A 20232-nucleotide genomic window follows, 5' to 3' on the forward strand; every position below is an offset into this window, starting at 1 on the left:
AGAACGCCTACATCGAGCGCTACAACCGCACGGTCCGGCATGAATGGCTGGATCAAAATATCATCGAAACCATCGACGAGGCCCAGGACTTCGCCACACAATGGCTGTGGACTTACAACAACGACCGCCCGAACATGGGCATAGGCGGCATCACACCCGCCCAGAAACTGAAAACGGCCGCCTAAGTTCTACAAATGCACCCCGTCAAAAATGGGGGGATTACCCCAAGATCAACTCCACCCGCTCAATCCTGCCAATCGATCGCGCCAACTTTTCGTCGAGCGCAAAGCGTTCCTGATGCCGGTCGATCTGCAAGCCAAGTCCGCCACCCCGCGCAAATCCCACAATCCCCCTTGCACCCCGCGCCCATATCCCCTATCCCACCCAAACCTTGAGGCGGGTGGGCAGGCAGGCTATGCGCTGGATTGCAAAGCCGGGACAATATCCCGCGTTTTCAATCGCTTACCCCCAAAATATCAGATCAGACAAAACGGGCACAAAGTGCGAACCTGTTAGGGGTTTGCAGCATGGCTAAGGTCATTCAACTGCGCGGTCAAACGCCCGGTGGATGGTCTAAAGAGCGGTGGGTTTGGATGAAGGCGGTGGCGGCTGATGGCCGACTGCTGCCGATGGCTCGGCTTGTCGCTGTGATCCTTGCCCAAGGCTTCGCCAACCATGAAACCGCCGAATGTCGCCCCGGTCTGGCCGCACTGATGCGGGCTGTCTGCACGTCCAAGCGGACGCTGTTGCGCGCCTTGGCCGAATTGCAAGCCGCTGGCTGGATCGAATGTCTTGGCGGAAACGCGCCGGGGCGTGATGCGTCTTACCGCTTTCGCAGCCCGCATCAGGTGCCGTCTGTGACACCTGAACAGGTGCCATCTGTGACACCTGAACAGGTGCCATCTGTGGTTAGAACAGGTGCCATCCAGTGCGCCCCCCCCATACCCCCCTATAAAGAACAACCAAATATGAACCAAAATGCGCGCGTAAAAACTGGCGGTTTGACGCCCCGCCAACTGTTGCGGGGAAAGTCTCGGCCAGCGCCGCAACTATCCAAGCTGATCGCCTTCGATAGCCATGAGGCGGCGGAATGGGATGAGTACCTTGCGGCCAAGGGGTTTCCGCCATTGGAGCGGATCGGGCGCAAGATCGGGGCGGGCATGTTGCAGGGCTGGGATTTGCCATTCAACCGACCGCCACGGGCAAACGCGGACGAAGTGGAAAGGGCCATCGCGTTGAAGTTTGCGGATTGGCTGAGAAGCATAGCTTAGAAAAAAGGGGGCAGAAAATGAACGACAACGCAGAACGCGGGAAACGGCTTGAGGGTGTGAAGGCAATCGCGGCTTTTATGGGCGTGACGGATCGCACGGTAAGGCGCTGGTGCTGTGGGCGGCTTGTGGCGGGGGTGCCGATCCTGAAGGCGGGCGGGCGCTATTTCGCCTTTGAGGCGGATTTGCGGGCGTGGGTGGCGCGGTGAAAAGTCAGCTTGATCTTTTCACCTGGGCAACTCCCCGCAAACCGCAACAGCGGATCGGGTTCCTGCGTGAACGGGTTGATTGCAAGATCGGGCCGCACTGGTGGTTTTCAAGATACCTGGTCATTGGCGACGGCACCGGGGCTGTTATTCCTGATCTAAGGTCGCCGGGATGGTGCGCGCATTACCAGTTTCGAGCCTGACTAAATGTCCGGTTGTGTCCGGTTGTGTCCTATTTTGTCCGGTTTAAGCGGATTGCCACAATAGGTTGTGTTGCCGCATTTAATTAGGGATGAAAAAGCCCGGTATCCTTTCCCGCCTGTTCAAACCCGAAACCAAGGGGCTGGCCGATCCTTACCCGGATTTGTCAGCCTATTTTTATGGAATGGCGGTAAGCGCGGGGGTTACAATTTCCGCAGCCGATGCCCTGAAAATGACACCCGTGGCCTCGGCTATGAAAGTTATTTCTGAAGCGGCGGCTTGCCTCGATTTGATGGTGAAAGAGGTTGCGCAAGATGGCAGCGAAACCGATGTGCCGGGGCATCCGCTGCTTGCGCTGCTGCAGGGTGCCGCGAATGATTGGACCTCTGGCTATGAGCTGATCCGGGATTTGATGATTGACGCGCTATCAGATGATCGGGGCGGGCTGGCTTACGTCAACCGCGTTGATGGGGTGCCGATAGAGCTGATCCGTTACCGTTCCGGCGTGGTGAATGTTGACCTTGATCAAAACACGGGTGAACCGTTTTACCGTATCAATAACATTCCATATCCATCATCCGACATGATCCATTTGCGCGCGCCGTTTGGCCGCGCGCCGCTGAATTTGGCCTGTGATGCAATCGGGGTGGCCTATGTGCTGCAGCGCCATGCCGCAAGCCTATTTGGCAAGGGCGCGCGGCCTTCAGGGGCTTTGAAGTTTCCGCAAGGCATGGGCGAAGTCTCGGTGAAGAAAGCTATGGCGGCTTGGAAGTCTACGCATGAGGCGGACGGCGAAAGCGGCAAGACTGCCATTTTGCATGATGGCGCGGATTTTGTGCCGTTCACGTTCACTTCGACGGATGCGCAATTTCTGGAAAACCGCAAATTCCAAATCCTAGAGATTGCGCGGGCCTTCCGGGTGCCGCCTTCAATGCTGTTCGATCTTGACCGCGCGACGTGGGGCAACGTGGAACAGCTCGGCAAGGAATTTTTAACCTACTGCTTAGAGCCGTGGCTACGCGCCCTTGAGGGTGCCTTAGGGCGCGCGCTGTTTTCAGAGTCAGAGCGCGGCAAGTTTGTCATCCGCTTTGACCGCGACGACATGACCCGCGCCGATCTTTCCACGCGCGCCACCACGATTGCCGCATTGATCGCCGTTAAGGTGCTGAACCCGAATGAGGGCCGCGCTTGGCTTGGCATGGGGCCGCGCGCTGGCGGGGATGAGTTTGAGAACCCGAATATCACAATCGACAAGGCCGCGCCGGATACCGTGCCGCCTGTCAATCCAGCCAAGGGGCCAACCAATGCAGTTGAATGATATTGAGGCGTTTGCGGCGGATCAGGACCGGGGCGCGTGGCTTGAGCTACATCACCCGGTTGATGGAAAACCGACTGGCCTAAAGGTGCTGGTGGCGGGGCCGGATAGCAACACCCAAGCCCGCGCCCGTTTGGCGTTGGTGGATGATCTGACTTCCGCAACCGATCTGACTGGCCATGTGTCGGCGGAAAACCGTGAGCTGTGCCGCCTGCACAATCTCGCGCGGTGCGTCTTGGGGTGGGATGTGATGGCCGATGGCCAGCAAGTGCCGTTCAACTTTGCCGCTGTGGTGCGGCTGCTGAAGGCGGGTACTTGGGTGCAAGCGCAGATTGATGCCTTTGCGGATGATCGGCGGCGCTTCATGCCGGGGGCACGCTGATGTTGCGGCTAGAGGTAAAGGCCAGCTTGGCGGTTGATGAGGCGGGCACGATTACCGGGCTGGCGTCAATCTTCGGCACTGCTGATCTTGGCGGCGATATTGTTCACAAGGGCGCATTTGCCGGGGCCGCGCCACCTATTCCGATGCTGGCCAGCCATGACCCTGCGGACGTGGTGGGCGTGTGGGATGAGCTGGTTGAAACCGCGCAAGGCTTGGCCGTTAAGGGTCGGCTGCTGGTGGCGGATGTGGTGCGGGCTGCTGAAGTGCGGGCGCTGATCATCGCCGGGGCGATGGGCGGGCTTTCGATTGGCTATCTGCCCACAAGCAAAAAAGCGCGAGTTGGCGGCGGGCGCGACCTGTTCCGCGTCAACCTCAAGGAAATCTCAATCGTTGCGGTGCCGATGCACCCCGGCGCGAAAATCACTGCGGTTAAAGCCCTAGAGGGCGGGAAGGTGGATGAAGTGACTTTAGAGGAATTGCAAGCCAAGCTTGGCGAGGTGGAAACCAAACACGCCGGGGATATGTCGGCGGCAATCGCTGCGGCTGTCGCGCCCTTGCTTGAAAAGATGGTGAAGCTTGAGGCCAAGGCCAATCGCCCTGGTGGTGATGGTGGCGCGGCACAAGAGCCGACAATCGAGCGCAAGGCGTTTGCGGCCTACATCACGCGCGGCAATCTGGCACCTGAAACAGAGCTGAAGGCGCTGTCGATTTCCAGCGACCCAAACGGCGGCTATCTGGCACCGCCTGAATTCTCAAGCGAGGTGATCAAGGATATTGTTGAAATCTCGCCTTTCCGGTCTTTGGCCTCGGTCAAGGGTGCCAGCGCGCCTTCGGTGATCTATCCGACCCGCAAGCCCGGTGGCAACGCGACGTGGGATGATGACACCACGGCAGAGCCGGAAACCGCCACCACGAACATCTTCGGCCAGCTTGAGATTTTGACCAAGGCTATGTCCACCTTTGTCGATATCCCGAATTCTCTGCTGCAAGATGCGGCGATGGTTGAGGCCGAAATCCGCGAAATGTGCGGCGAAGACTTTGAAAAAAAGGAAACCTTCGCTTTCACCAATGGCGCGGGCTTCTACGATCCAGAGGGCATTTTGACCAATGCGGATATTGCCAACTTTAACTATGGCGCGATTGCCTTCACCGCCTCGGACGCCATCGCGCCGCTGATCACCATGCTTTATTCCATCGCGCCATCCTATCGCAACAAAGGCGTGTGGATGATGAACGGCACCACGCTTGGCAAGATGCGCAACTGGACCGATGCCAATGGCCTGAAGGTCTGGCAACCCTCTGTGCAGATCGGCCAGCCTGAAACCTTGCTGGGCCGTCCTGTCGTTGAAAACGTCGATATGCCTGATGTTGCCAGCGGTGCCACCCCGATCATCTACGGCGATTTCAGCGGCTATCGGATCTTGGACCGCCTCGGCCTTTCGGTGCTGGTGGACCCCTATAGCCAAGCGACCGCAAAGAAGACCCGTTACCATATGGGCCGTCGCGTCGGTGGTCGGGTGTTGCAAGCGATCAAGTTCAAGAAACTGCGTATGTCGATCTAAGCCAGCGGGCGGGGCGATGCGCGCCCTGCCTATCCTTCCATCAGCTAACAGGGGGTTCTTATGGCCTTGCGTGATTTCTATTCCAACTATGCGGTGCGAACCGCTTTGCTGCCCGCCTCTTACGCCGCCACAACCAACGGCATTGCTGTTGATGTCAAAGATTGCAAATCGGCGGCTATCCATCTGTCGGTGGGTGTGATCACGGGCGCGGCGTCGTTCAGTGCCAAGCTTCAGGAAAGCGCCGATAACGCGACTTGGAATGATGTTCCGGCTGCTCAGATGCAATCTGATGCGCCTGCGGTGCTGGTTGCAAGCTTCAGCTATAGGCTCGGCTATCTGGGCGGAAAGCGCTATTTCCGCCCGGTGTTGACCTTGGCTTCGGGCACCTCGGCAATCATGGGCGCAAATGCTGTGGTCGAGCCTCTTATCCGCCCGGTGCCTTAAAATGCCGATCCGCGCCCCACGCCTTTGCAGATGCGGCAAGACGGTGGCCATAGGCCAGCGCTGCCCTTGCACGGCGGGCGCGGATCGGGAACGCAAGGCGCGCTTTGATGCCAAGCGCCCAAGCTCAAGCGCGCGCGGGTATACCTCGAAGTGGGACACCGCGCGGGCTGCATGGCTAGAGGCTCACCCGTGGTGTGTGCGCTGTGGCAAGCGCGCGGTGGTGGTGGACCATAAGAAAGCACACAGGGGCGATAAGGCGTTGTTCTGGGACAAGAGCAACTGGCAGAGCCTTTGCGCCTACGATCACAACAGCGCGAAACAGCGCGAAGAAAAGAGGAAATAGCTATGGCCGTCTTTACGATTGTTGGCAGCAAGTTTGAGCTGGGCGCTGTGGTGGCACTCAAGAGCGCAGACTTTGTTACAGCCGACCTTACCACGCCTTTGGTTGCGGCGGTTGAGGTGAAGGAACCGAAGACCTTGGGCCGCCCTGCGGATGAGTGGGGCACGGCTGAATTCACCAATGTTACCGATGGCCGCACCCGCGTCTTTAAGATGTTCCGCAAGGGCAAGGCGTTTGACTATGTGTGCGGGCTTGACCCGCTGGACGCTGGCCAGATTGCCATGCGCGCGGCGTTTGAAGCACCAGCTTCCAACTATGCCATGCGCTTCAGCTTCGCGGATAAGCCTGCGACGGGTGCCAGCCCGAAGAACAGCACGCGCGCCTTTGTTGGCTCGGTGATTGGTGTGGATGATGGCGAGGGCGACGACATTGGTTGTGTCAAGTTCACCATTCAACCGAATAGCAACATCATCGTTGTTCACGCCAGCGCGACCTGATCAGCCTTCGGCACGGGTGGGGGGTGGTCTTCAACTTCCCGCCTAAGCCGGGGACCGGCGCGGGGTAGCTCGTGTGTTATTTGCGGGAATTGGAGTTTTTTGGCTATGGCAATCAGCACGTTAGACGATCTGAAGGCGCAGTTGTCGTTCACCGATGACATTGGCGTGACCGATGATGTGATGCTAACGCGGATGCTTGCCTCGGCTGAAGGCTTCATTGAGCGCAAGCTGGGCTTTAAGTTTGCCGATACCTTTGGGGGGGCAGGACAAGAGGCGGTGCCGGGGGCGCTGGTGGAGGCGGTGCTGATGCTGGCCGCGCATTGGTATGAGAACCGCGAGGCGACCGCAGAAGCCGCCCGCGAACCGCCTTTTGGCGTGTCGGAAATCATCCGCGAATTCCGCGATTGGACCTTTTGAGATGGGCGAGGGTCTGGCCAGTTTTCAAAATCGCATGAGGGCTATTCCTGAAGCCGTGCGCGAGGGCGTAAAGCCGTCGCTGATCCGGGGCGCGGACATGGTGGCGGATGCTATGCGCAGCCTTGCGGCGGTGGATGAAGGCGACATGCGCGCCTCAATCCAAGTTACCGGGCCGCTTGAGAACACGCCGCCTTATAGCCAGCCGGGGGGATCGGGCTTTGTGCCGGAGAACATGGCGGCGGTGACTGTCGGCAATTCAAACGTGCGTTACCCGCATTTGGTCGAATACGGCACCACACATTCGCCCGCCAAGCCGTTCTTTTGGCCGGGGTTTCGCTTGACCCGCAAGAAAGCGCTGACCGCAATCAAGGCGGGCATGAGCCGCGCGATAAGAAAGGCTGGCAAATGAGTGCAGATTTAGCCCTGCAAAAAGCCCTGCGCGCGGTGTTTTTGGCGCGGCCTGCACTGGTGGCGCTGGTGCCTGCGGCGAATATCTTGGACCGCAACGCGCGGCCAAACCCTTCGCCGTCGATCATCCTGGGCGAAACACAAGAGCTTGATGGCGGGCTTGCAACGGGCGGATCGGTGCAGATTTTCCACACGATACACCTGTGGCAAAAGGAAGTTTCACTGGCCGGGGTGCGGCGGATCGGCTGGGAAATTCGGCAAGCCTTGCGGGCTGGGCGGGTGCCGCTAGAGGGCGGTTTCGTGCTGGCCGGATGGTCTAGCACGGTGCGCTATATCCGCGACCCGGACGGCAGCACGTCACACGGCGTTGTCACGGTTGACGCCACAATAACGGGGGGCGGGCTATGAAGGCGGGCAAGCTGCGGCATGTGATCCAGCTTCAGCGCGTCACCAGCGCGCCCGATGATTATGGCACCCCGGTTGATACATGGGCGCTATTGGCCACCTTGCGCGCGGAGCTGGTGAGCCAAGACAAGGCAGAACAGATTGAGGGCGCGGCGGGCGCGGTGGATCGGGTGGCGCTGGTGTTGCGCACCCGTGTTTTCGCGGGCGTCACCCTTGCCGATCGGGTGATGTTTCGGGGCAAGATTTACGACCTGAAGCAAATCGACGGCGGCGATTGGGCGAAGGGCGAGGGCCTAGCGCTGCACTGCGAGGGCGTGGCGTGAAAGGCACAAAGCCCCATCTGAAGCTTGAGCGCGATGTGATGCCAGATATGGCCGCGCCCGATTTCATGGGGCCGGATGCCGGGGCGGAATGGGATCGGGTTTACCCGCTGTTGGTGGAGCGCAAAATTTTGACCCGCGCCGATCTGGGCATTCTTGAAAACTACTGTGAAGCCATCGGCCTTGCGCGGGAAATGGGCCGGGAAATCCGCAAGCTTGGTGCGGTGCAGATGATCTATGCGATGGACAAAGAGGGCAACGCCCGCGTGATTTCCAGCCGCAAAAATCCGGCGGTTGCGGTGCAAGCCGATTGCACCAACCGGGCGCGGCAGATGGCCGGGGAGCTTGGGCTTACGCCCGTATCCCGATCACGCCCAACGGTTTCGGCTGATGATGATGAAGACGACCTGTTTAATTTCTAAAGGTGAAACATGCTGCGACCCGCTTGGATTGATGCGCCGGAAACTATCCCCGATCCGTTTGGATACGGGAAGCGCGCGATTGATTTCTTGCGCAAGCTGAAGCACCCGAAAAACCCGGCGCCGGGGCACCCGTTCCAGCTTGACCCGTGGCAAGAGGCGATCATCAAAGCGATCTATGGGCCGCGCGATGATCTGGGGCGGCGCATTGTGCGGCGGGTGGTTTTGTTGGTGCCGCGTGGCAATCGCAAAACAAGCTTGGCGGCGGCGATCACGTTGCTGCATTTGATCGGGCCAGAGCGGCAACCGGGGCAGTTGATTGTTTCGGCGGCGTCGGCGCATGAGCAAGCGCTAGAGCTGTTTGGCGAGTGCGCCTTGATTGTGCAGCACGATAGCCGGCTGCGCAAAAAGCTGGACGTGCGGGAATATATAAGCCGCATTGCCTGCCCCGATACCACAAGCCGTTATCTGGCCGTCGCCGCCGATGGCAACGCGCTGCACGGCAAAACGCCGAATGTGGTGCTGAAGGATGAGTTACACGCATGGGCCGGGAACAAGGGGCGGCTGCAATATGACGCCCTGACTTCGGCCTTGGTCAAGGTGCCGGGAACGCTGGACATGACTTTGACAACCTCGGGCCGGGGGCAAGAGAACCTTGCTTGGAACGTGGTTGAATATGCGATCCGGGTGCAAAAGGGGCAAGTCGATGATCCGGCCACCCTGCCCGTGATTTTCATGGCCGAACCTGAAGACGATTGGCAGGATGAGGACCTGTGGTTTCAGGTTAATCCGGGGCTGAAACATGGCTATCCCGACTTGGACGCCTTCCGCGACATTGTGAAAAAAGCGGTCAATTCGCCGTTTGAGCGCGATAGCTTTTTGCAATTCAACCTAAACCGCTGGCTTGACAGTTCAACATCGCCGTTTGTTGAAATGCACGTTTACGACCGAGGCGCGTTTGAGGTCGATCTTGATGATTTTGAAATGTCGGCGGCACCTTGCTGGATCGGCGTTGACCTATCCAAAAATGAAGACCTAACGGCGGTTGTGATCGCGTTCAAGGATGAGGCGGGCGGCTATGCGGTGCAGCCTTATTTCTTTTGTCCTGAAGACAACTTGCGCGGGCGCGGTGATCGGCATGGCGTGGACTATGTGACGTGGGCAGAGGATGGTTTCATACTCCCGACACCCGGCAACACGGTGGATTTGCGCGCGGTGGAGCTGCACATTCGTGAGCTTTGCGCGAAATTCAATGTGCAGGAAATTGCATTTGACCCGACCTTTGGGCGGTCGATGATGGCTGACCTGGTGGCCGATGGCCTGCCTGCGGTGGAATTTCGGCAAGGCTGGGTTTCGATGGGGCCAGCGGTGAAAGAGCTAGAGCGGGTGATTTTGTCGGGGCAGTTCCGCCACGCAGGGCACCCGGTTTTGCGCTGGAATTTTGAGAACGTCCAAGTTGAAACCGACAAGGCCGGGGTGCGCATGTTTCACAAAGCGCGATCTGGCAACAAGATTGACGGCGCGGTTGCAACAGCAATGGCCGTCGCGCGAGCTGCGGCGGGTGAAGACAAGTTCACCACGGGCGCGGATTGGTTTTCAGATGATATGTGGGTGGCTTGATGGCTGAAGGTGGCGGCAACGCAGACGAGCGGCTTATAGTGATGCTGGAAGCGCGGATATCCGAATTTGAAAAGCGGATGGCGAAAGCAGAGCGGACCGGGACAAAGACCTATCAGGGTTTGCAGCGCGGGTCTTCAATGGCCACGCGGCGAATGGAAGCTGATATGATTGCCGCCTCGGGTCGGATCAATCAGGCGCTGGCGTCTGTGCAGGGAAGGGTTGGCACATTTAGTAAGGCTTTCGCGGGAGCTTTGCTTGCGGGTGGGTTGGCGGCGTTTACCAGCGGGTTACGAAGCGCAATCGGGTCAATAGCGGACATGGCGGATGATGCTGACCGGATCGGCTTGACCGTCCAAAAGTTTCAGGAGCTGCAATACGGCATGAAGCTGGCGGGAGTCGGGCGCGATGAATTTGCCTCTGGCCTTGCGAAGTTCACCGACAATATAGGCGACGCAGCGCGGGGCACTGGTACATTCCGCGACCTGCTTATTGCGAACGGAATTCAATTGCGCACCGCCTCGGGTGAGGTGCGATCAACCTCTGACCTGCTGGGTGATTTCGCTGACCTGATACAGCGGGTGCCCGACGAGGCCACCCGCATGAGTATGATTACCGAAGCCTTTGGCCGGGGTGGCAAGGCTATGACGCTTGCACTGGAAGGCGGCAGCGCAGGACTGAAAGACATGGGCATTGCGGCGCAGGATGCGGGCGCTGTGATGGATGAGCAAGTAGTGGCGCGCGCCAGAGAGTTGGATGACAGTTTTGATAAGCTAACCACGGGCGCAACCACGTTCTTTATGGAGGCGGCGGTAGGCTGGGCCGGACTGATTTCTGACGTGACAAGCTATGTCGCGGAGGTGGCAAATCTGGGCGGCGGCTTAGATAAGATATTCGGTTCGCGCGAACGTGCGGCGGAAATCTTAGGCAAAGACCTTGCCGACAAGCTGGCCGCGAGTGACACGCTTATGGAGCAAAATGCCACCCTAATTGGGGAGAGTGCATCTGCGGTTACTGATCTGGGCCAGCAAGCGCGCGAGGCGGCAGGTCAGGTTGAGCTGGCTGCCATGACGTTAGGGGCGCTTGGCGGTGATACAAAGGCTTCAGAAGCCTTGAGCGAAATTTCCTTACAAATGCTCGACTTGGTCAAACAGTTCGAGATCGGCACTATTGGGGTTGATGATTACAAAATCGGTCTGACTGACCTGACTGGTAAAGCTATCGCGGCGATGCGCGCCGTCGATGGTATCAACGGCATTAGTCTGAATGACGCTATTTCCGTAGTCAGTGGCTTAGGTGGTGTTTTGGATGGCCTTGCGGTCAAGGCTCGCTTGGCGGCTTCGGCTGTGGCGCTGGCGGTTGGCGGCGGCGGCTCGGGTGATGCAGGCGTGGGCGCGGGTGCTTCTGCGTCGGGCAGCTTTACCTTGAAAAAGACCACGGCGGGCAGTGCGGGCAAAGGCGGAAGCGGCGGCGGCACTGGCAAGCTGGATGCCGTGCTGCGTGATCTTCAGACCGAACGCGAGGCTGTGACGGCGTGGTATGCCGAAGCTTCGGCGCTGCTGGCCACGGCAACCGATGCGCAGCTCATGCAGGTTGGCGGGCGGCACGAGGCGCTAGAGAGGCTGGAAACGGAACACCAAGAGCGGTTGCGTGGAATTCGGGATGAAGCACAAGGCAGCACACTTGCGGAAGCCGGGTCGTTCTTTGGTGCGATGGCAACGCTTACTGCGGCGGGTAACGGCAAGGTGGCAAAGCTTCATCGCGTGGCGGCGGCGGGTGAGGCTTTCGTGAATGTGCTGTTGGCCCAAACGCAGGTGCTTGCCGATAAGAAGCTGGGCTTCTGGGGCAAGATGGCGGCTTTCGCAACTATCGGTGCGGCGGGCATGGGCGTGGTTTCGGCGCTTGGCGGATCTGGCAAATCCAAGGGCGGCGGTACTTCGGGCGGTGGCGCAGAGTCGGCGGGCAGCGCCTCGGCCTCGACGGCAGAGGCGGCGCAATCGCCGCTGGTGGTGACGTTGCAGGGGCTTGATCCGAAGAAGCTTTACGAGGGGTCGCAGATCATCGCCTTGGCGGATGCTCTGCAAAAGGAATTCGGCAAGCGTGGCCTGCAAGTAGGGGTTCCAGCATGATCTTTTTAGAGGCCGGGGCGACCAATACCGACAAGCCGTTTGCGCTTTATAATAACCTTCTGGCGGGGGGCACCTTTTCTGGCACGGGGTCGCTGGCGGCTGGCGCTGCTTATGCGAATGTGATTGGGCCACAAACCTTTGATTTCTGGGAGCCGATTGGCAAAACGGGCATTTGGCAATGCACCTTGCCCGCCCCGCTTTTTATGGATTGCGTGTGCATTGCTGCGCACAATCTTGACAAAGTTGGAACGGGATTGGTGCTGCAAACCTCGGCTGATCTGCTGGGGGTGTTTACCAATATCGGCCCAACACTTGCGCCGCAACTTTTGGCAAATGGAGCTGCGCCGCTGGGGTGGATTTTCTTGGGCCGCGCGGTGCAGGTGTTGCGCTTTTATATGGGCGGAGCGCCTGTTGTCGCGCCGCAAGTCGGTATCTGTTATGCGGGCGCGCGCGTGATCTTTCCGGGCGATGTGCAACCGCCTTATGTGCCCGCCAATGAGGCGCTGGACGTGGAATTCAACGCCAACATAACGATGGGCGGGCATTTTGCGGGCGGCACGATCACCCGGCAATCTATCAAGCAAGACGTGGCGTTTTCACCTTTGGCGCGGGATTTTGTCCAGGGTGATTTGGTGCCGTTTAGCAAAGCTTACCGCGAGGGGGAAACATTCTTTTTCGGCGGGTCGCCGTCCTATATGCCCGCCGATCTAGCCTATGTTTGGCGGACCGATGGTGCGGGTGAGCTGCGGCCAGCATGGTTGCAGGGCGGGCGCTTCGCTGATGTTAAAATGACGGTGAGCGGCTATGGCGCGTGAACCGATCACCCTAGTTGAAATCGACGTGGGCGGCTGCGGGCGGGTGTTTGGCGTGGGGGCTTGCACCGCGACCCTAAGCGGTGGGGTGGTGCGCAAGTGCTACAATACCTTTGCGACTTGCGCCGCGCCTACGGTGTTTTTGCCTGCGGTCAAAACCCTGACTTTTGCCGATCCGCGCCCGAACATGCCCCGCGGTGGATCGACGATCTTTCCAGCCGTCAAATCGGTTTCCGTGATGGCTGCGACCGTCAACATTGCCGGATCGGATGAAGGGTCTGGGCCGCTTGGTCGGCGCGCGACAATCGCCGTCGATCTGTCGGATTTTCCCTACCATGACCGGGGAATTGACCCTTACGTTGCAGAGCGGATTTCCGGCGCGGCGCAGACGGATGAAGCGGGATATGATCCGGCGGCGCGGGGTTCGTTCTTTGGCAAGCTGCGCGCGCGCTGGCCTTACTACGGCGGGCGGGCTTTGCGGATCAAGCAAGGCTTTATCGACGGCGGCGCGCTGGTGGATATGGTGACGCGAAATTTCGTGATCACTGAAATGACCGCGCCGGATGATCTGGGCCGGGTGAGGCTTGAGGCCGAAGACCCGCTTTCACTGCTGGCCAATGATCGGGCGGTTTATCCGGCGATCAATCAAGGCGCGCTGTTGGTGGGGATTGATGCTGTTGCCACCAGCGCCACCCTAACGCCTGTCGGGATCGGCGCGACCTATGCCGCGTCGGGTGAGCTGGTGATAGGTAGTGAAATTCTGGCCTTCACGCGGGCGGTTGATGTGCTGACCTTCACCGCGCGGGCTGTGGCGGGCACGGTGGCGGCTTCGCATACGGCAGGCGACACGGTGCAGACTGTGGGGGTTTTCGATGCGGTGCGGCTGGATGATGCTGTAGCGCGGCTGTGCCTTGCCGCGCCGGGGTTTGCGCCCGCGCTGTTGCCGTTGGCGACATGGGCGGCAGAGGTGACGCGGTGGGCACCTGATGTGTTGGTACGCACCCGGATCACGTCGCCAACGGGCATTGGCCTGTTGCTGGGTGAGCTGATGGTTTTGGGCGTGTCGATCTGGTGGGATGATTTTGGCCAAACGGTGGGCCTGAAATGTAACCGCCCGCCCGACTCGGACACGGTTTTTGAAATCACCGAAAAGTCAAACCTGCTGTCGTTTGAGGCCGAAGACCGCAACAGCGCGCGGTTGACCGATATTGTGTTTGCGACGGTGCAAACCGATCCGACCAAGGGCGTGTCAGGCTATGACAATTTCAAGCGGGCGGCGTGGACCTTTGACCCAAAGGCCAAGGATAGCCGCGCCTATGGTGATACCAGAATTAGGAAAATCCTGTCGCGCTGGTTTAACAACGGCGAAGATAGCGCGGTGCTGGTGTTGTCGCAAAGGTTGCTGAAGCGCTTCAGCTCGGCACCGATCAAGGCGACCATGACGCTTGACGCCAAGGATACCGCGATCCGCCTAACCGATGTGTTGCGCGTCACGTCGCGGGCTTTCACCGATGCGACCGGGCGGCAGGTTCCAACACTGTTGCAGGTGACGGGGCGATCCGATCCGAAGCCGGGGCAGACAATCGAAATCACCGCGCAAGCTTACCAGTTTGACGGGCGCTATGGCTTTGCCACGGTGGACACCCAAGGCGACTATGCGACGGCCACGGCGGCGGAAAAGCTGGCGGGCAACTTCGCCGTAGATGAAACCACGCTGCTTTTTACTGACGGCACCGCACCCTATGAGGCAATCTAATGACGGATTATAATGCGATCACAGAGCTTGAAACCAACCCCGGCGCGCCGGGAACGTCGAGCCTTTGGAAGCGCTGGTGGAAAAATCCGCTGGCGATGTTTGAGGGCGCGCTGGGTGCGCCCCGGCTTCAGCTAGGCGCGCTGGAAAACCCAACGGCGGGGGCCGTGCCGCGATCTCGCAGGATTGGTGCATTTACAACAGCCGCATCTACAGAAGTGACCGTTCATAGCTTTGGCTTTGGTCAATCTGGGTCTGTTAGGGTGACTGCGGGTCACAGAACTACCAGCGCCCTTTACCCAGCGACCCTCAAAATCAAGCGCGTGCGGAATGGCGTTTCTACCGATTTGATCACCTACACAACCACTTCAACTGCCAATGTTGCACGCTCTTTGGACGTCAGCTTTATTCCGGGTGATGAGGTTTTAATCACCCACGTCATAGGTTCTAGCGGCACTTCGACTATGCAGGACCCAAGTTTTTTAACGGGCGGCGAAAGTCTTTGGCCATTCGCAACCGGGGTAGAATTGGAGTGATGGCTATGGATTATCAATTTGCAAACGATAGTGGCAGCATGATCATCGGCACCCGCCCGGATGGGTCTGCGGTGTTGATCGAGCCGGGGCAAGAGGCTTGGGCGCTGGCGCTGGCCGCTGGGCCGTCGCCCTACATCGCGCCCGCCCTGCCGGACCCGCTGATAGCAGAGCGCGCGGCAATGGTGGCCAGCCGTTTTCAAACCCGCGCCGCGCTGTATGTCGCGGGGCTGTTGCCGATGGTGGAAGACTCGATAGCGCGGGCTGATCCGCTTACGCAAATGGCTTGGGCAGAGGCGGTTATTTTCAAGCGCGCGTCACCGACGATTGCCAAGCTGGCCGAAGGGCTGGGCTTGGATGAGGCGACAATCGACGAGCTGTTCCGCTCGGCAATGGCGATTGAGGTATAAAAAATGGCGCATGAGGTGGCAATGATACGGGTAACGAATGGGGTGGCGGTGGGCGGAATTACTATGCCCGCGTGGGTGCCGTCTTTGGGTGAAGTTTCCAGCGTGGCCTCGGATGCGGTGCCGATCCTTTCCGCGCTTTGGCTGGCAATGCAGATTGTCGGCTATGCCCGCAAGCGGTGGGCCGCGTGAACGGCGCGCGGCTGAAGGCCGGGGGAATTCTGCTAGCCTTGGCGGTAACGCTGGTGGGCACGTTTGAAGGGCGGCGGCTGTCGGCATATCCCGACACGGGCGGGGTTCCCACAATCTGCTTTGGGGCAACGCGAGGTGTGCGGCTAACCGATATCGCAACGGCAGAGCAATGCGACAAGCGCCTTGCGGCGGATTTGATCGAACATGAAACCGCGATGTTGTCTTGTCTGAAGCGCCCCGATGCCTTGCCGAACGAAGTCTATTTGGCGGTGCTGTCGTTTACCTTCAACGTGGGCGGGCCACAAGCTTGCGCCTCGACCCTGTTCCGCAAACTGAACGCCGGGGATATTCGGGGCGCGTGTGATCAGTTGCCGCGATGGGTGCGCGACAATGGCCGGGTGTTGCCGGGGCTGGTGGCGCGACGGAAATCAGAACGCGACCTTTGCCTTTCGGCGCTGCGATGAAGGCGCGCTTGATTGCCGTAGCCTTGGGTGTTCTGCTTGCCGTCTGGCAATGGCAGCGGGCAGAGGCCGCGCGCGCGGAGCTGGTGACGGTGCAAGCGCAGCTTCAGGGTTACAAAGAGCTGGACAAATTCCGGCTGAAGCAACAGGCGGCGGCGCAGGCAGCGGCGGCGCTGGATACAGAGCTTTCAATGGGGGTGGGTGCCGATGTGCCGTTGTCTGATTATTTGCGCGGCGCTGCTGGCCGGGTGTGGCCGTAACGTGGCGACGGTGCCGCCCGATCTGTTGACGCCTTGCCCCGGCTGGCAGGGGCAAACGCCAGCCAGTGAGGGCCAAGTGATCCGCGCGGCGGCGGCGGAAAAGGCGGGGCGGCTTTGCGCCAATGGCAAGCTGCAAGCGGTGGGCGAGGTGTTGGGATGAAGCGGCTTGAACGGATGATGTGCGAGGTGATGCGGTGCCATATGGAAACGGGCGCGCGCCCGGTGGTGCCGCTGGCCGGGGTGGCGCTGTGGCAGATATTCGCCGCGATATCGCCGGGGCGGTTTTGGGGCGAGGCTGGGCCGCAGCCTTTGACCGTGCCGGAAATCAGGGAGCAAGGCGCGATGATGGGCTTGCCGTTGGAGCTGCGCCACGTCGATCTGATCCGGGCTTTAGATCGGACGTGGCGCGAGCTGGTGACAAAGGGCAAAGGCAAAGCGCCATTGCCAGAGCTGACGCCAGAGCTATTTGACGCGATGTTTTAGCGGCGGCGGGCAGTCAGCTTTTCTAGCAGACCTTCCATGTATTGCTCGGCCTCAACAACGGCTTGATCCTGCGACCGATATCGCTGGCTAAAAACTGCGTCCTCTTTCTCTCCGGCATCGACGTTCACGACATACTTCCAGCCGCCGTCTTGCTCAAAAACCGTTGCCGCCATCATATTCCACTCGCAAGTTTCGTTGCCGTTTTCGGAGCTTATCCAGTCGAAATCTCTATCGGGATCAATTGCCATGCGCGGGGGCGATATTGGCGGCGCGCGTGTGACCCAGTCGTTGCTGCTTTCGCGAGTTTGCGGTGGCGGGTCGCCGGGGCGGGTCGCCCAATAAATGCCGGCGGCGGCTAGAGCTGCAAGAATTAAAAAGGTTGTCATGGATCAATGCCCCATCAGTTTTCAGTCACAATCGTTAAAGCGCCATTTGGCTGCGCCTCTACCCTTAGCAGGGAACCTTTGGATACAAAGCGCGCGTTTACTTCTTCAATGCGGTGCTGAAGCTCTGCTGTGTTTGGGGCACTGGATACATACTGAAGCAACACCTCTACCGCCTCAACATCGACAACAGGTGAGGGGAAGGCGGTTTCTAACGCAATAACGATTTCACCATTTACGGAACGGCCAGATCGGGAGGTTGCCGACTTAATCCGAGCTAACAATGAAGAGGGGATACGCAAGTGGACTTGTTCAGAAGATCGGGACGCACTGGTTTGATTGATCATTTATCACCTCTTCGTTGCAGGGGTGCGACAAATAGAGCTTGACAGTCAATGCCACCACATTGGTATATACCACAATGGTACATGTACAAAGGAGCTACCAATGACCGCCCGTTGTTCCACGATGTTGCGTTGGCCTGATGGCCTAAGACAAGCTGTAGCGAAGGCTGCACTCGACAACAACCGAAGCATGAACGCTGAAATTATCACGCGGCTGGAGGCATCTTTCGCACAGCAAGCCCAATCCGGGGAGCGCGCGGCATGAGCTGGCAACCGATCAATCTGGCCGTGTGCCCGTGCTGTGGTTTCGACGTGGCGCGGATTGCCCCTGCCTCGGACGGTTTCCGCGTGATTTGCGATATGGAGCGCGGCGGCTGCGGTGCTGAAGGCGGATCAGCCAAAACTGAACCGGGTGCGGTGGGTTTGTGGAACAATGACTATCCGTCGCCCGGTGCCGTCGCCCTGACTAACGCCGCCCTTAAGCGCGTGTGGTGCTGGCAGCGATGAGTATGGAAATCACCCACGGGCATTTGTTGGCCTGCCCCTGTGGCGCGGGCAAGCCGGATCAAGGCTGGTTTGGCTACGGCGCGGGCCGCGAAACCCATCACGTTCAATGCGTCTGCGGCGAGGGCGTGATTGACGGCACCGAAGGCGGCGTGGCGGTGAAGTGGAACGCCTTGGCGCGCGCTAGATCGGCAGTTGATTTGGCGAGGGCCGTAGCATGAGCAAGAAAACCCCGATGAAGGAAACCGATGCGGATCGGGCCGTAACCAAGGCGGCGCTGGAAAACAGCGGTGAAATTCTGTTGCAGCACGTTGAAGGGATGGAGGAAATCATCGCCCGGATTGACGATCTGAAAGAACAGCTTGGCACCAAATACGCTGGGGCCAAGTCGGACGGATACGACAAGAAAGCCATAAAGCAACTGATCAAACGGCGCAGCATGACGCCCGAACAGATCAAGGCACAGGGCGAATTGGCGCTGGTGGTGACGGTATACGAGGCGGCGCTTGCGTCGCTGGAATTGGTGGAGTTGTTTGGTGCGCAAGGCTGAACCGATCTTTGCCAGTGAGGCCAGCGCCGCCAAGCTGCTGGACATGAAGCCCGCCGAATTGCGCGCGCAGGTGGAGGCGGGCAACCTTCCGCCACCCAAGCAGATCGGACCCTTTGAGCGCTTTGACGTGGACGAGCTGCGCCGCGTGATCCGGGGCGAAGCAATGGGCGGGGCAATGCAATGGTGATCGCCGTCAAGAAAAAATGGCTTTGGACGGGTGACAAAGGCAAGACGTGGTATTTCCGGCGCGAGGGCCGCTATGCCCGGATCAAGGCACCTTTCGGCACCAAGGAATTCGATCTGGAATATTGGGCGATCCGGGGCGGCAAAGCGCCGGGAAGCCGTCGCACTTGGGCAAGGCTGGCCGAAAGCTACAAAGCTTCGGATAGGTGGACAAATCTTAGCCTTGTGTCACGCAATGAATATCAGCGCGTGATTGATTATGTGCTGGCCAAGAACGCACAAACCGAAGTGCCAAAACTCAAGCGCCAAGACGTGCTGGCAGCAATGGAGCTGAACCGCCATAGGGTGCGCTTCGCCAATTACATCCCGCAAGTTATGTCTGTTATGTGCGAACACGCGATAGATTTGGGCTGGCTTGATGCTAACCCGGCCAAGGGCGCGCGGCGGATCAAGACGCCCGCCCACAAGCGCCGGGTGCATCAGCCATGGACGGATGCAGCGGTAGAAATATGGCGGGAACGTGCCAAGCCCCTGCCCTTGCTGATCTTTGAAATCGGCGTGGGATCGGTGCAACGCCCCGGCGATTGGTCGCGGTTCAAGTGGCGGGACTATGACGGCGATTGCCTGCGGGTGGTGCAGGGCAAGACAGGCAAGGCGCTGGTGCTGCCCTGCACTGCGGCACTGAAGGCAGCACTTGACGCGGTGAAGCCTGACCCCTGCGACCCGGAAAGGTCGATCCTACGCAACACCTATGATCAACCTATGACCTATCACGCAATGGGCGCGATCATGCTGGCAGAGCGGCGCAGGCTTGGTCTTGAGGCGTTTGACCTGCACGGCTTGCGCTATCGCGGGGTTATGGAGCTGGCATGGTCTGGATGCACAGATGATGAAATCGCCAGCTATAGCGGCCACGCCAGTAAGGACATGATCCGGCTGTATGCGGGCCAAGCGCGGCAAGTCACGCAAGCCCGATCCGCCCGCGATAAACGGGGTGGAACGGATACAGCACAAAACGTGAAGTGATAAAAAGACTGATAGGCATTGACGGCAGGAAAGGAAAAACTTAATGGAAGCAACAGTGAGGCGGGTGGGCAGGCAGGCTATGCGCTGGATTGCAAATCCATGTAGATCGGTTCGATTCCGATACCCGCCTCCAGGAAAATTTATAAATATTTGATTTATATAGATTTAATTTTGCATCAGCTGTCTGACCCGCCTATCTACCAGCCATAAATTGTGCGACTAGTCGTGACCCAATGCGGCCGATTGCAACACGGTGTCCGCTGATTGCATCAGACCCCCGGAAGGAAGGGGGCTCACGTCCGAGGGGGCTATCCCGGTGACCTCCACCACAGGCTCTTTTGATGGCGTGGATGCCCCCTCCTGACGGCATCGCAATATGCCAATGTAATGATTGTTTGTCAGAAGGCTGAC

General features: G+C 59.2%; 32 protein-coding genes and 1 tRNA gene. 31 read left to right on the forward strand and 2 right to left on the reverse strand.

The features are described from left to right. From Q7V03_RS09155 to Q7V03_RS09275, 24 genes are all read left to right on the forward strand, one after another. A partial coding sequence (locus tag Q7V03_RS09155; protein WP_304925292.1) for an integrase core domain-containing protein occupies window positions 1-185 on the forward strand: 185 nt, incomplete at its 5' end. A 342-nt stretch (window positions 186-527) separates the two neighbouring features. Further along, window positions 528-1271, forward strand: a complete 744-nt coding sequence (locus Q7V03_RS09160) for a helix-turn-helix domain-containing protein (RefSeq protein WP_304925293.1) — start codon at window positions 528-530, stop codon at window positions 1269-1271. A 17-nt stretch (window positions 1272-1288) separates the two neighbouring features. Further along, window positions 1289-1477, forward strand: coding sequence for a hypothetical protein (locus Q7V03_RS09165; RefSeq protein WP_304925294.1), 189 nt, complete (start codon window positions 1289-1291; stop codon window positions 1475-1477). A gap of 289 nt (window positions 1478-1766) precedes the next feature. Further along, window positions 1767-2993, forward strand: a complete 1227-nt coding sequence (locus Q7V03_RS09170) for a phage portal protein (RefSeq protein WP_304925295.1) — start codon at window positions 1767-1769, stop codon at window positions 2991-2993. Further along, window positions 2980-3372, forward strand: coding sequence for a hypothetical protein (locus tag Q7V03_RS09175; protein ID WP_304925296.1), 393 nt, complete (start codon window positions 2980-2982; stop codon window positions 3370-3372). Before Q7V03_RS09170 ends, Q7V03_RS09175 begins: the two co-directional genes overlap by 14 nt. Beyond that, window positions 3372-4934: a phage major capsid protein gene (locus tag Q7V03_RS09180; protein ID WP_304925297.1), complete on the forward strand. Its 1563-nt coding sequence runs from the start codon at window positions 3372-3374 to the stop codon at window positions 4932-4934. The genes Q7V03_RS09175 and Q7V03_RS09180 overlap by 1 nt, the downstream gene beginning before the upstream one ends. Window positions 4935-4994: 60 nt before the next feature. Beyond that, complete coding sequence (locus Q7V03_RS09185) at window positions 4995-5378, forward strand: hypothetical protein (RefSeq protein WP_304925298.1); 384 nt, start codon at window positions 4995-4997, stop codon at window positions 5376-5378. A 345-nt stretch (window positions 5379-5723) separates the two neighbouring features. Beyond that, complete coding sequence (locus Q7V03_RS09195) at window positions 5724-6215, forward strand: hypothetical protein (RefSeq protein WP_304925300.1); 492 nt, start codon at window positions 5724-5726, stop codon at window positions 6213-6215. A 105-nt stretch (window positions 6216-6320) separates the two neighbouring features. After that, window positions 6321-6632, forward strand: coding sequence for a head-tail connector protein (locus tag Q7V03_RS09200; protein WP_304925301.1), 312 nt, complete (start codon window positions 6321-6323; stop codon window positions 6630-6632). A gap of 1 nt (window position 6633) precedes the next feature. Further along, window positions 6634-7041 carry an HK97-gp10 family putative phage morphogenesis protein gene (locus Q7V03_RS09205; RefSeq protein ID WP_304925302.1) on the forward strand — a complete coding sequence of 136 codons (408 nt, stop codon included), beginning with the start codon at window positions 6634-6636 and terminating at the stop codon, window positions 7039-7041. Further along, a complete protein-coding gene (locus Q7V03_RS09210; protein ID WP_304925303.1) occupies window positions 7038-7448 on the forward strand; it encodes a DUF3168 domain-containing protein in 411 nt (136 codons plus the stop codon). Before Q7V03_RS09205 ends, Q7V03_RS09210 begins: the two co-directional genes overlap by 4 nt. Then, window positions 7445-7768 (forward strand): head-tail adaptor protein, encoded by a 324-nt coding sequence (locus Q7V03_RS09215; protein ID WP_304925304.1) that lies wholly within the window; start codon window positions 7445-7447, stop codon window positions 7766-7768. The genes Q7V03_RS09210 and Q7V03_RS09215 overlap by 4 nt, the downstream gene beginning before the upstream one ends. Beyond that, window positions 7765-8187 (forward strand): phage terminase small subunit P27 family, encoded by a 423-nt coding sequence (locus tag Q7V03_RS09220; RefSeq protein ID WP_304925305.1) that lies wholly within the window; start codon window positions 7765-7767, stop codon window positions 8185-8187. The genes Q7V03_RS09215 and Q7V03_RS09220 overlap by 4 nt, the downstream gene beginning before the upstream one ends. Before the next feature lie 9 nt (window positions 8188-8196). Next, a complete protein-coding gene (locus Q7V03_RS09225) occupies window positions 8197-9804 on the forward strand; it encodes a terminase large subunit (RefSeq protein ID WP_304925306.1) in 1608 nt (535 codons plus the stop codon). Next, window positions 9804-11930, forward strand: coding sequence for a hypothetical protein (locus Q7V03_RS09230; protein ID WP_304925307.1), 2127 nt, complete (start codon window positions 9804-9806; stop codon window positions 11928-11930). Before Q7V03_RS09225 ends, Q7V03_RS09230 begins: the two co-directional genes overlap by 1 nt. Next, the gene (locus Q7V03_RS09235) at window positions 11927-12745 is read left to right on the forward strand and encodes a hypothetical protein (protein WP_304925308.1); all 819 of its coding nucleotides are present in this window, start codon (window positions 11927-11929) and stop codon (window positions 12743-12745) included. Before Q7V03_RS09230 ends, Q7V03_RS09235 begins: the two co-directional genes overlap by 4 nt. Beyond that, window positions 12735-14498, forward strand: coding sequence for a hypothetical protein (locus tag Q7V03_RS09240; protein ID WP_304925309.1), 1764 nt, complete (start codon window positions 12735-12737; stop codon window positions 14496-14498). Before Q7V03_RS09235 ends, Q7V03_RS09240 begins: the two co-directional genes overlap by 11 nt. Continuing rightward, window positions 14498-15031, forward strand: a complete 534-nt coding sequence (locus tag Q7V03_RS09245) for a hypothetical protein (protein ID WP_304925310.1) — start codon at window positions 14498-14500, stop codon at window positions 15029-15031. The genes Q7V03_RS09240 and Q7V03_RS09245 overlap by 1 nt, the downstream gene beginning before the upstream one ends. A 5-nt stretch (window positions 15032-15036) precedes the next feature. Beyond that, on the forward strand, window positions 15037-15438 hold the full coding sequence (locus Q7V03_RS09250) for a hypothetical protein (protein WP_304925311.1): 402 nt from the start codon (window positions 15037-15039) through the stop codon (window positions 15436-15438). Window positions 15439-15459: 21 nt separating this feature from the next. Continuing rightward, window positions 15460-15627, forward strand: a complete 168-nt coding sequence (locus Q7V03_RS09255; protein ID WP_304925312.1) for a hypothetical protein — start codon at window positions 15460-15462, stop codon at window positions 15625-15627. Beyond that, entirely contained in the window at window positions 15624-16091 is a 468-nt protein-coding gene (locus Q7V03_RS09260; protein WP_304925313.1) for a lysozyme, read from the forward strand. The genes Q7V03_RS09255 and Q7V03_RS09260 overlap by 4 nt, the downstream gene beginning before the upstream one ends. Then, entirely contained in the window at window positions 16088-16348 is a 261-nt protein-coding gene (locus tag Q7V03_RS09265) for a hypothetical protein (RefSeq protein ID WP_304925314.1), read from the forward strand. Before Q7V03_RS09260 ends, Q7V03_RS09265 begins: the two co-directional genes overlap by 4 nt. Before the next feature lies 1 nt (window position 16349). Further along, window positions 16350-16508 (forward strand): hypothetical protein, encoded by a 159-nt coding sequence (locus Q7V03_RS09270; RefSeq protein WP_304925315.1) that lies wholly within the window; start codon window positions 16350-16352, stop codon window positions 16506-16508. Beyond that, window positions 16505-16831: a hypothetical protein gene (locus tag Q7V03_RS09275; protein WP_304925316.1), complete on the forward strand. Its 327-nt coding sequence runs from the start codon at window positions 16505-16507 to the stop codon at window positions 16829-16831. The genes Q7V03_RS09270 and Q7V03_RS09275 overlap by 4 nt, the downstream gene beginning before the upstream one ends. On the opposite strand, the gene Q7V03_RS09280 is transcribed toward Q7V03_RS09275, so the two are convergent. Both Q7V03_RS09280 and Q7V03_RS09285 read right to left on the reverse strand, forming a co-directional pair. Further along, window positions 16828-17217, reverse strand: a complete 390-nt coding sequence (locus tag Q7V03_RS09280) for a hypothetical protein (RefSeq protein WP_304925317.1) — start codon at window positions 17215-17217, stop codon at window positions 16828-16830. The genes Q7V03_RS09275 and Q7V03_RS09280 overlap by 4 nt on opposite strands. Before the next feature lie 14 nt (window positions 17218-17231). Further along, window positions 17232-17561 carry an Arc family DNA-binding protein gene (locus Q7V03_RS09285; protein WP_304925318.1) on the reverse strand — a complete coding sequence of 110 codons (330 nt, stop codon included), beginning with the start codon at window positions 17559-17561 and terminating at the stop codon, window positions 17232-17234. A gap of 121 nt (window positions 17562-17682) precedes the next feature. Here Q7V03_RS09285 and Q7V03_RS23855 point away from each other — a divergent pair, with 121 nt between their 5' ends. From Q7V03_RS23855 to Q7V03_RS09315, 7 genes are all read left to right on the forward strand, one after another. After that, a complete protein-coding gene (locus Q7V03_RS23855; protein WP_370651099.1) occupies window positions 17683-17823 on the forward strand; it encodes an Arc family DNA-binding protein in 141 nt (46 codons plus the stop codon). Continuing rightward, window positions 17820-18065 (forward strand): hypothetical protein, encoded by a 246-nt coding sequence (locus Q7V03_RS09290; protein WP_304925319.1) that lies wholly within the window; start codon window positions 17820-17822, stop codon window positions 18063-18065. The genes Q7V03_RS23855 and Q7V03_RS09290 overlap by 4 nt, the downstream gene beginning before the upstream one ends. Window positions 18066-18067: 2 nt before the next feature. Then, window positions 18068-18283: a hypothetical protein gene (locus Q7V03_RS09295; RefSeq protein ID WP_304925320.1), complete on the forward strand. Its 216-nt coding sequence runs from the start codon at window positions 18068-18070 to the stop codon at window positions 18281-18283. After that, complete coding sequence (locus tag Q7V03_RS09300) at window positions 18280-18612, forward strand: GapR family DNA-binding domain-containing protein (RefSeq protein ID WP_304925321.1); 333 nt, start codon at window positions 18280-18282, stop codon at window positions 18610-18612. The genes Q7V03_RS09295 and Q7V03_RS09300 overlap by 4 nt, the downstream gene beginning before the upstream one ends. Beyond that, entirely contained in the window at window positions 18599-18799 is a 201-nt protein-coding gene (locus tag Q7V03_RS09305; protein WP_304925322.1) for a hypothetical protein, read from the forward strand. The genes Q7V03_RS09300 and Q7V03_RS09305 overlap by 14 nt, the downstream gene beginning before the upstream one ends. Then, window positions 18793-19821, forward strand: a complete 1029-nt coding sequence (gene xerC / locus Q7V03_RS09310) for a tyrosine recombinase XerC (protein WP_304925323.1) — start codon at window positions 18793-18795, stop codon at window positions 19819-19821. Before Q7V03_RS09305 ends, xerC begins: the two co-directional genes overlap by 7 nt. Before the next feature lie 59 nt (window positions 19822-19880). After that, a tRNA-Cys gene (locus Q7V03_RS09315) sits at window positions 19881-19954 on the forward strand. The last annotated feature ends 278 nt before the right edge of the window (window positions 19955-20232 follow it).

This window comes from Cypionkella sp. (assembly GCF_030652235.1).
Classification (GTDB): domain Bacteria; phylum Pseudomonadota; class Alphaproteobacteria; order Rhodobacterales; family Rhodobacteraceae; genus Cypionkella.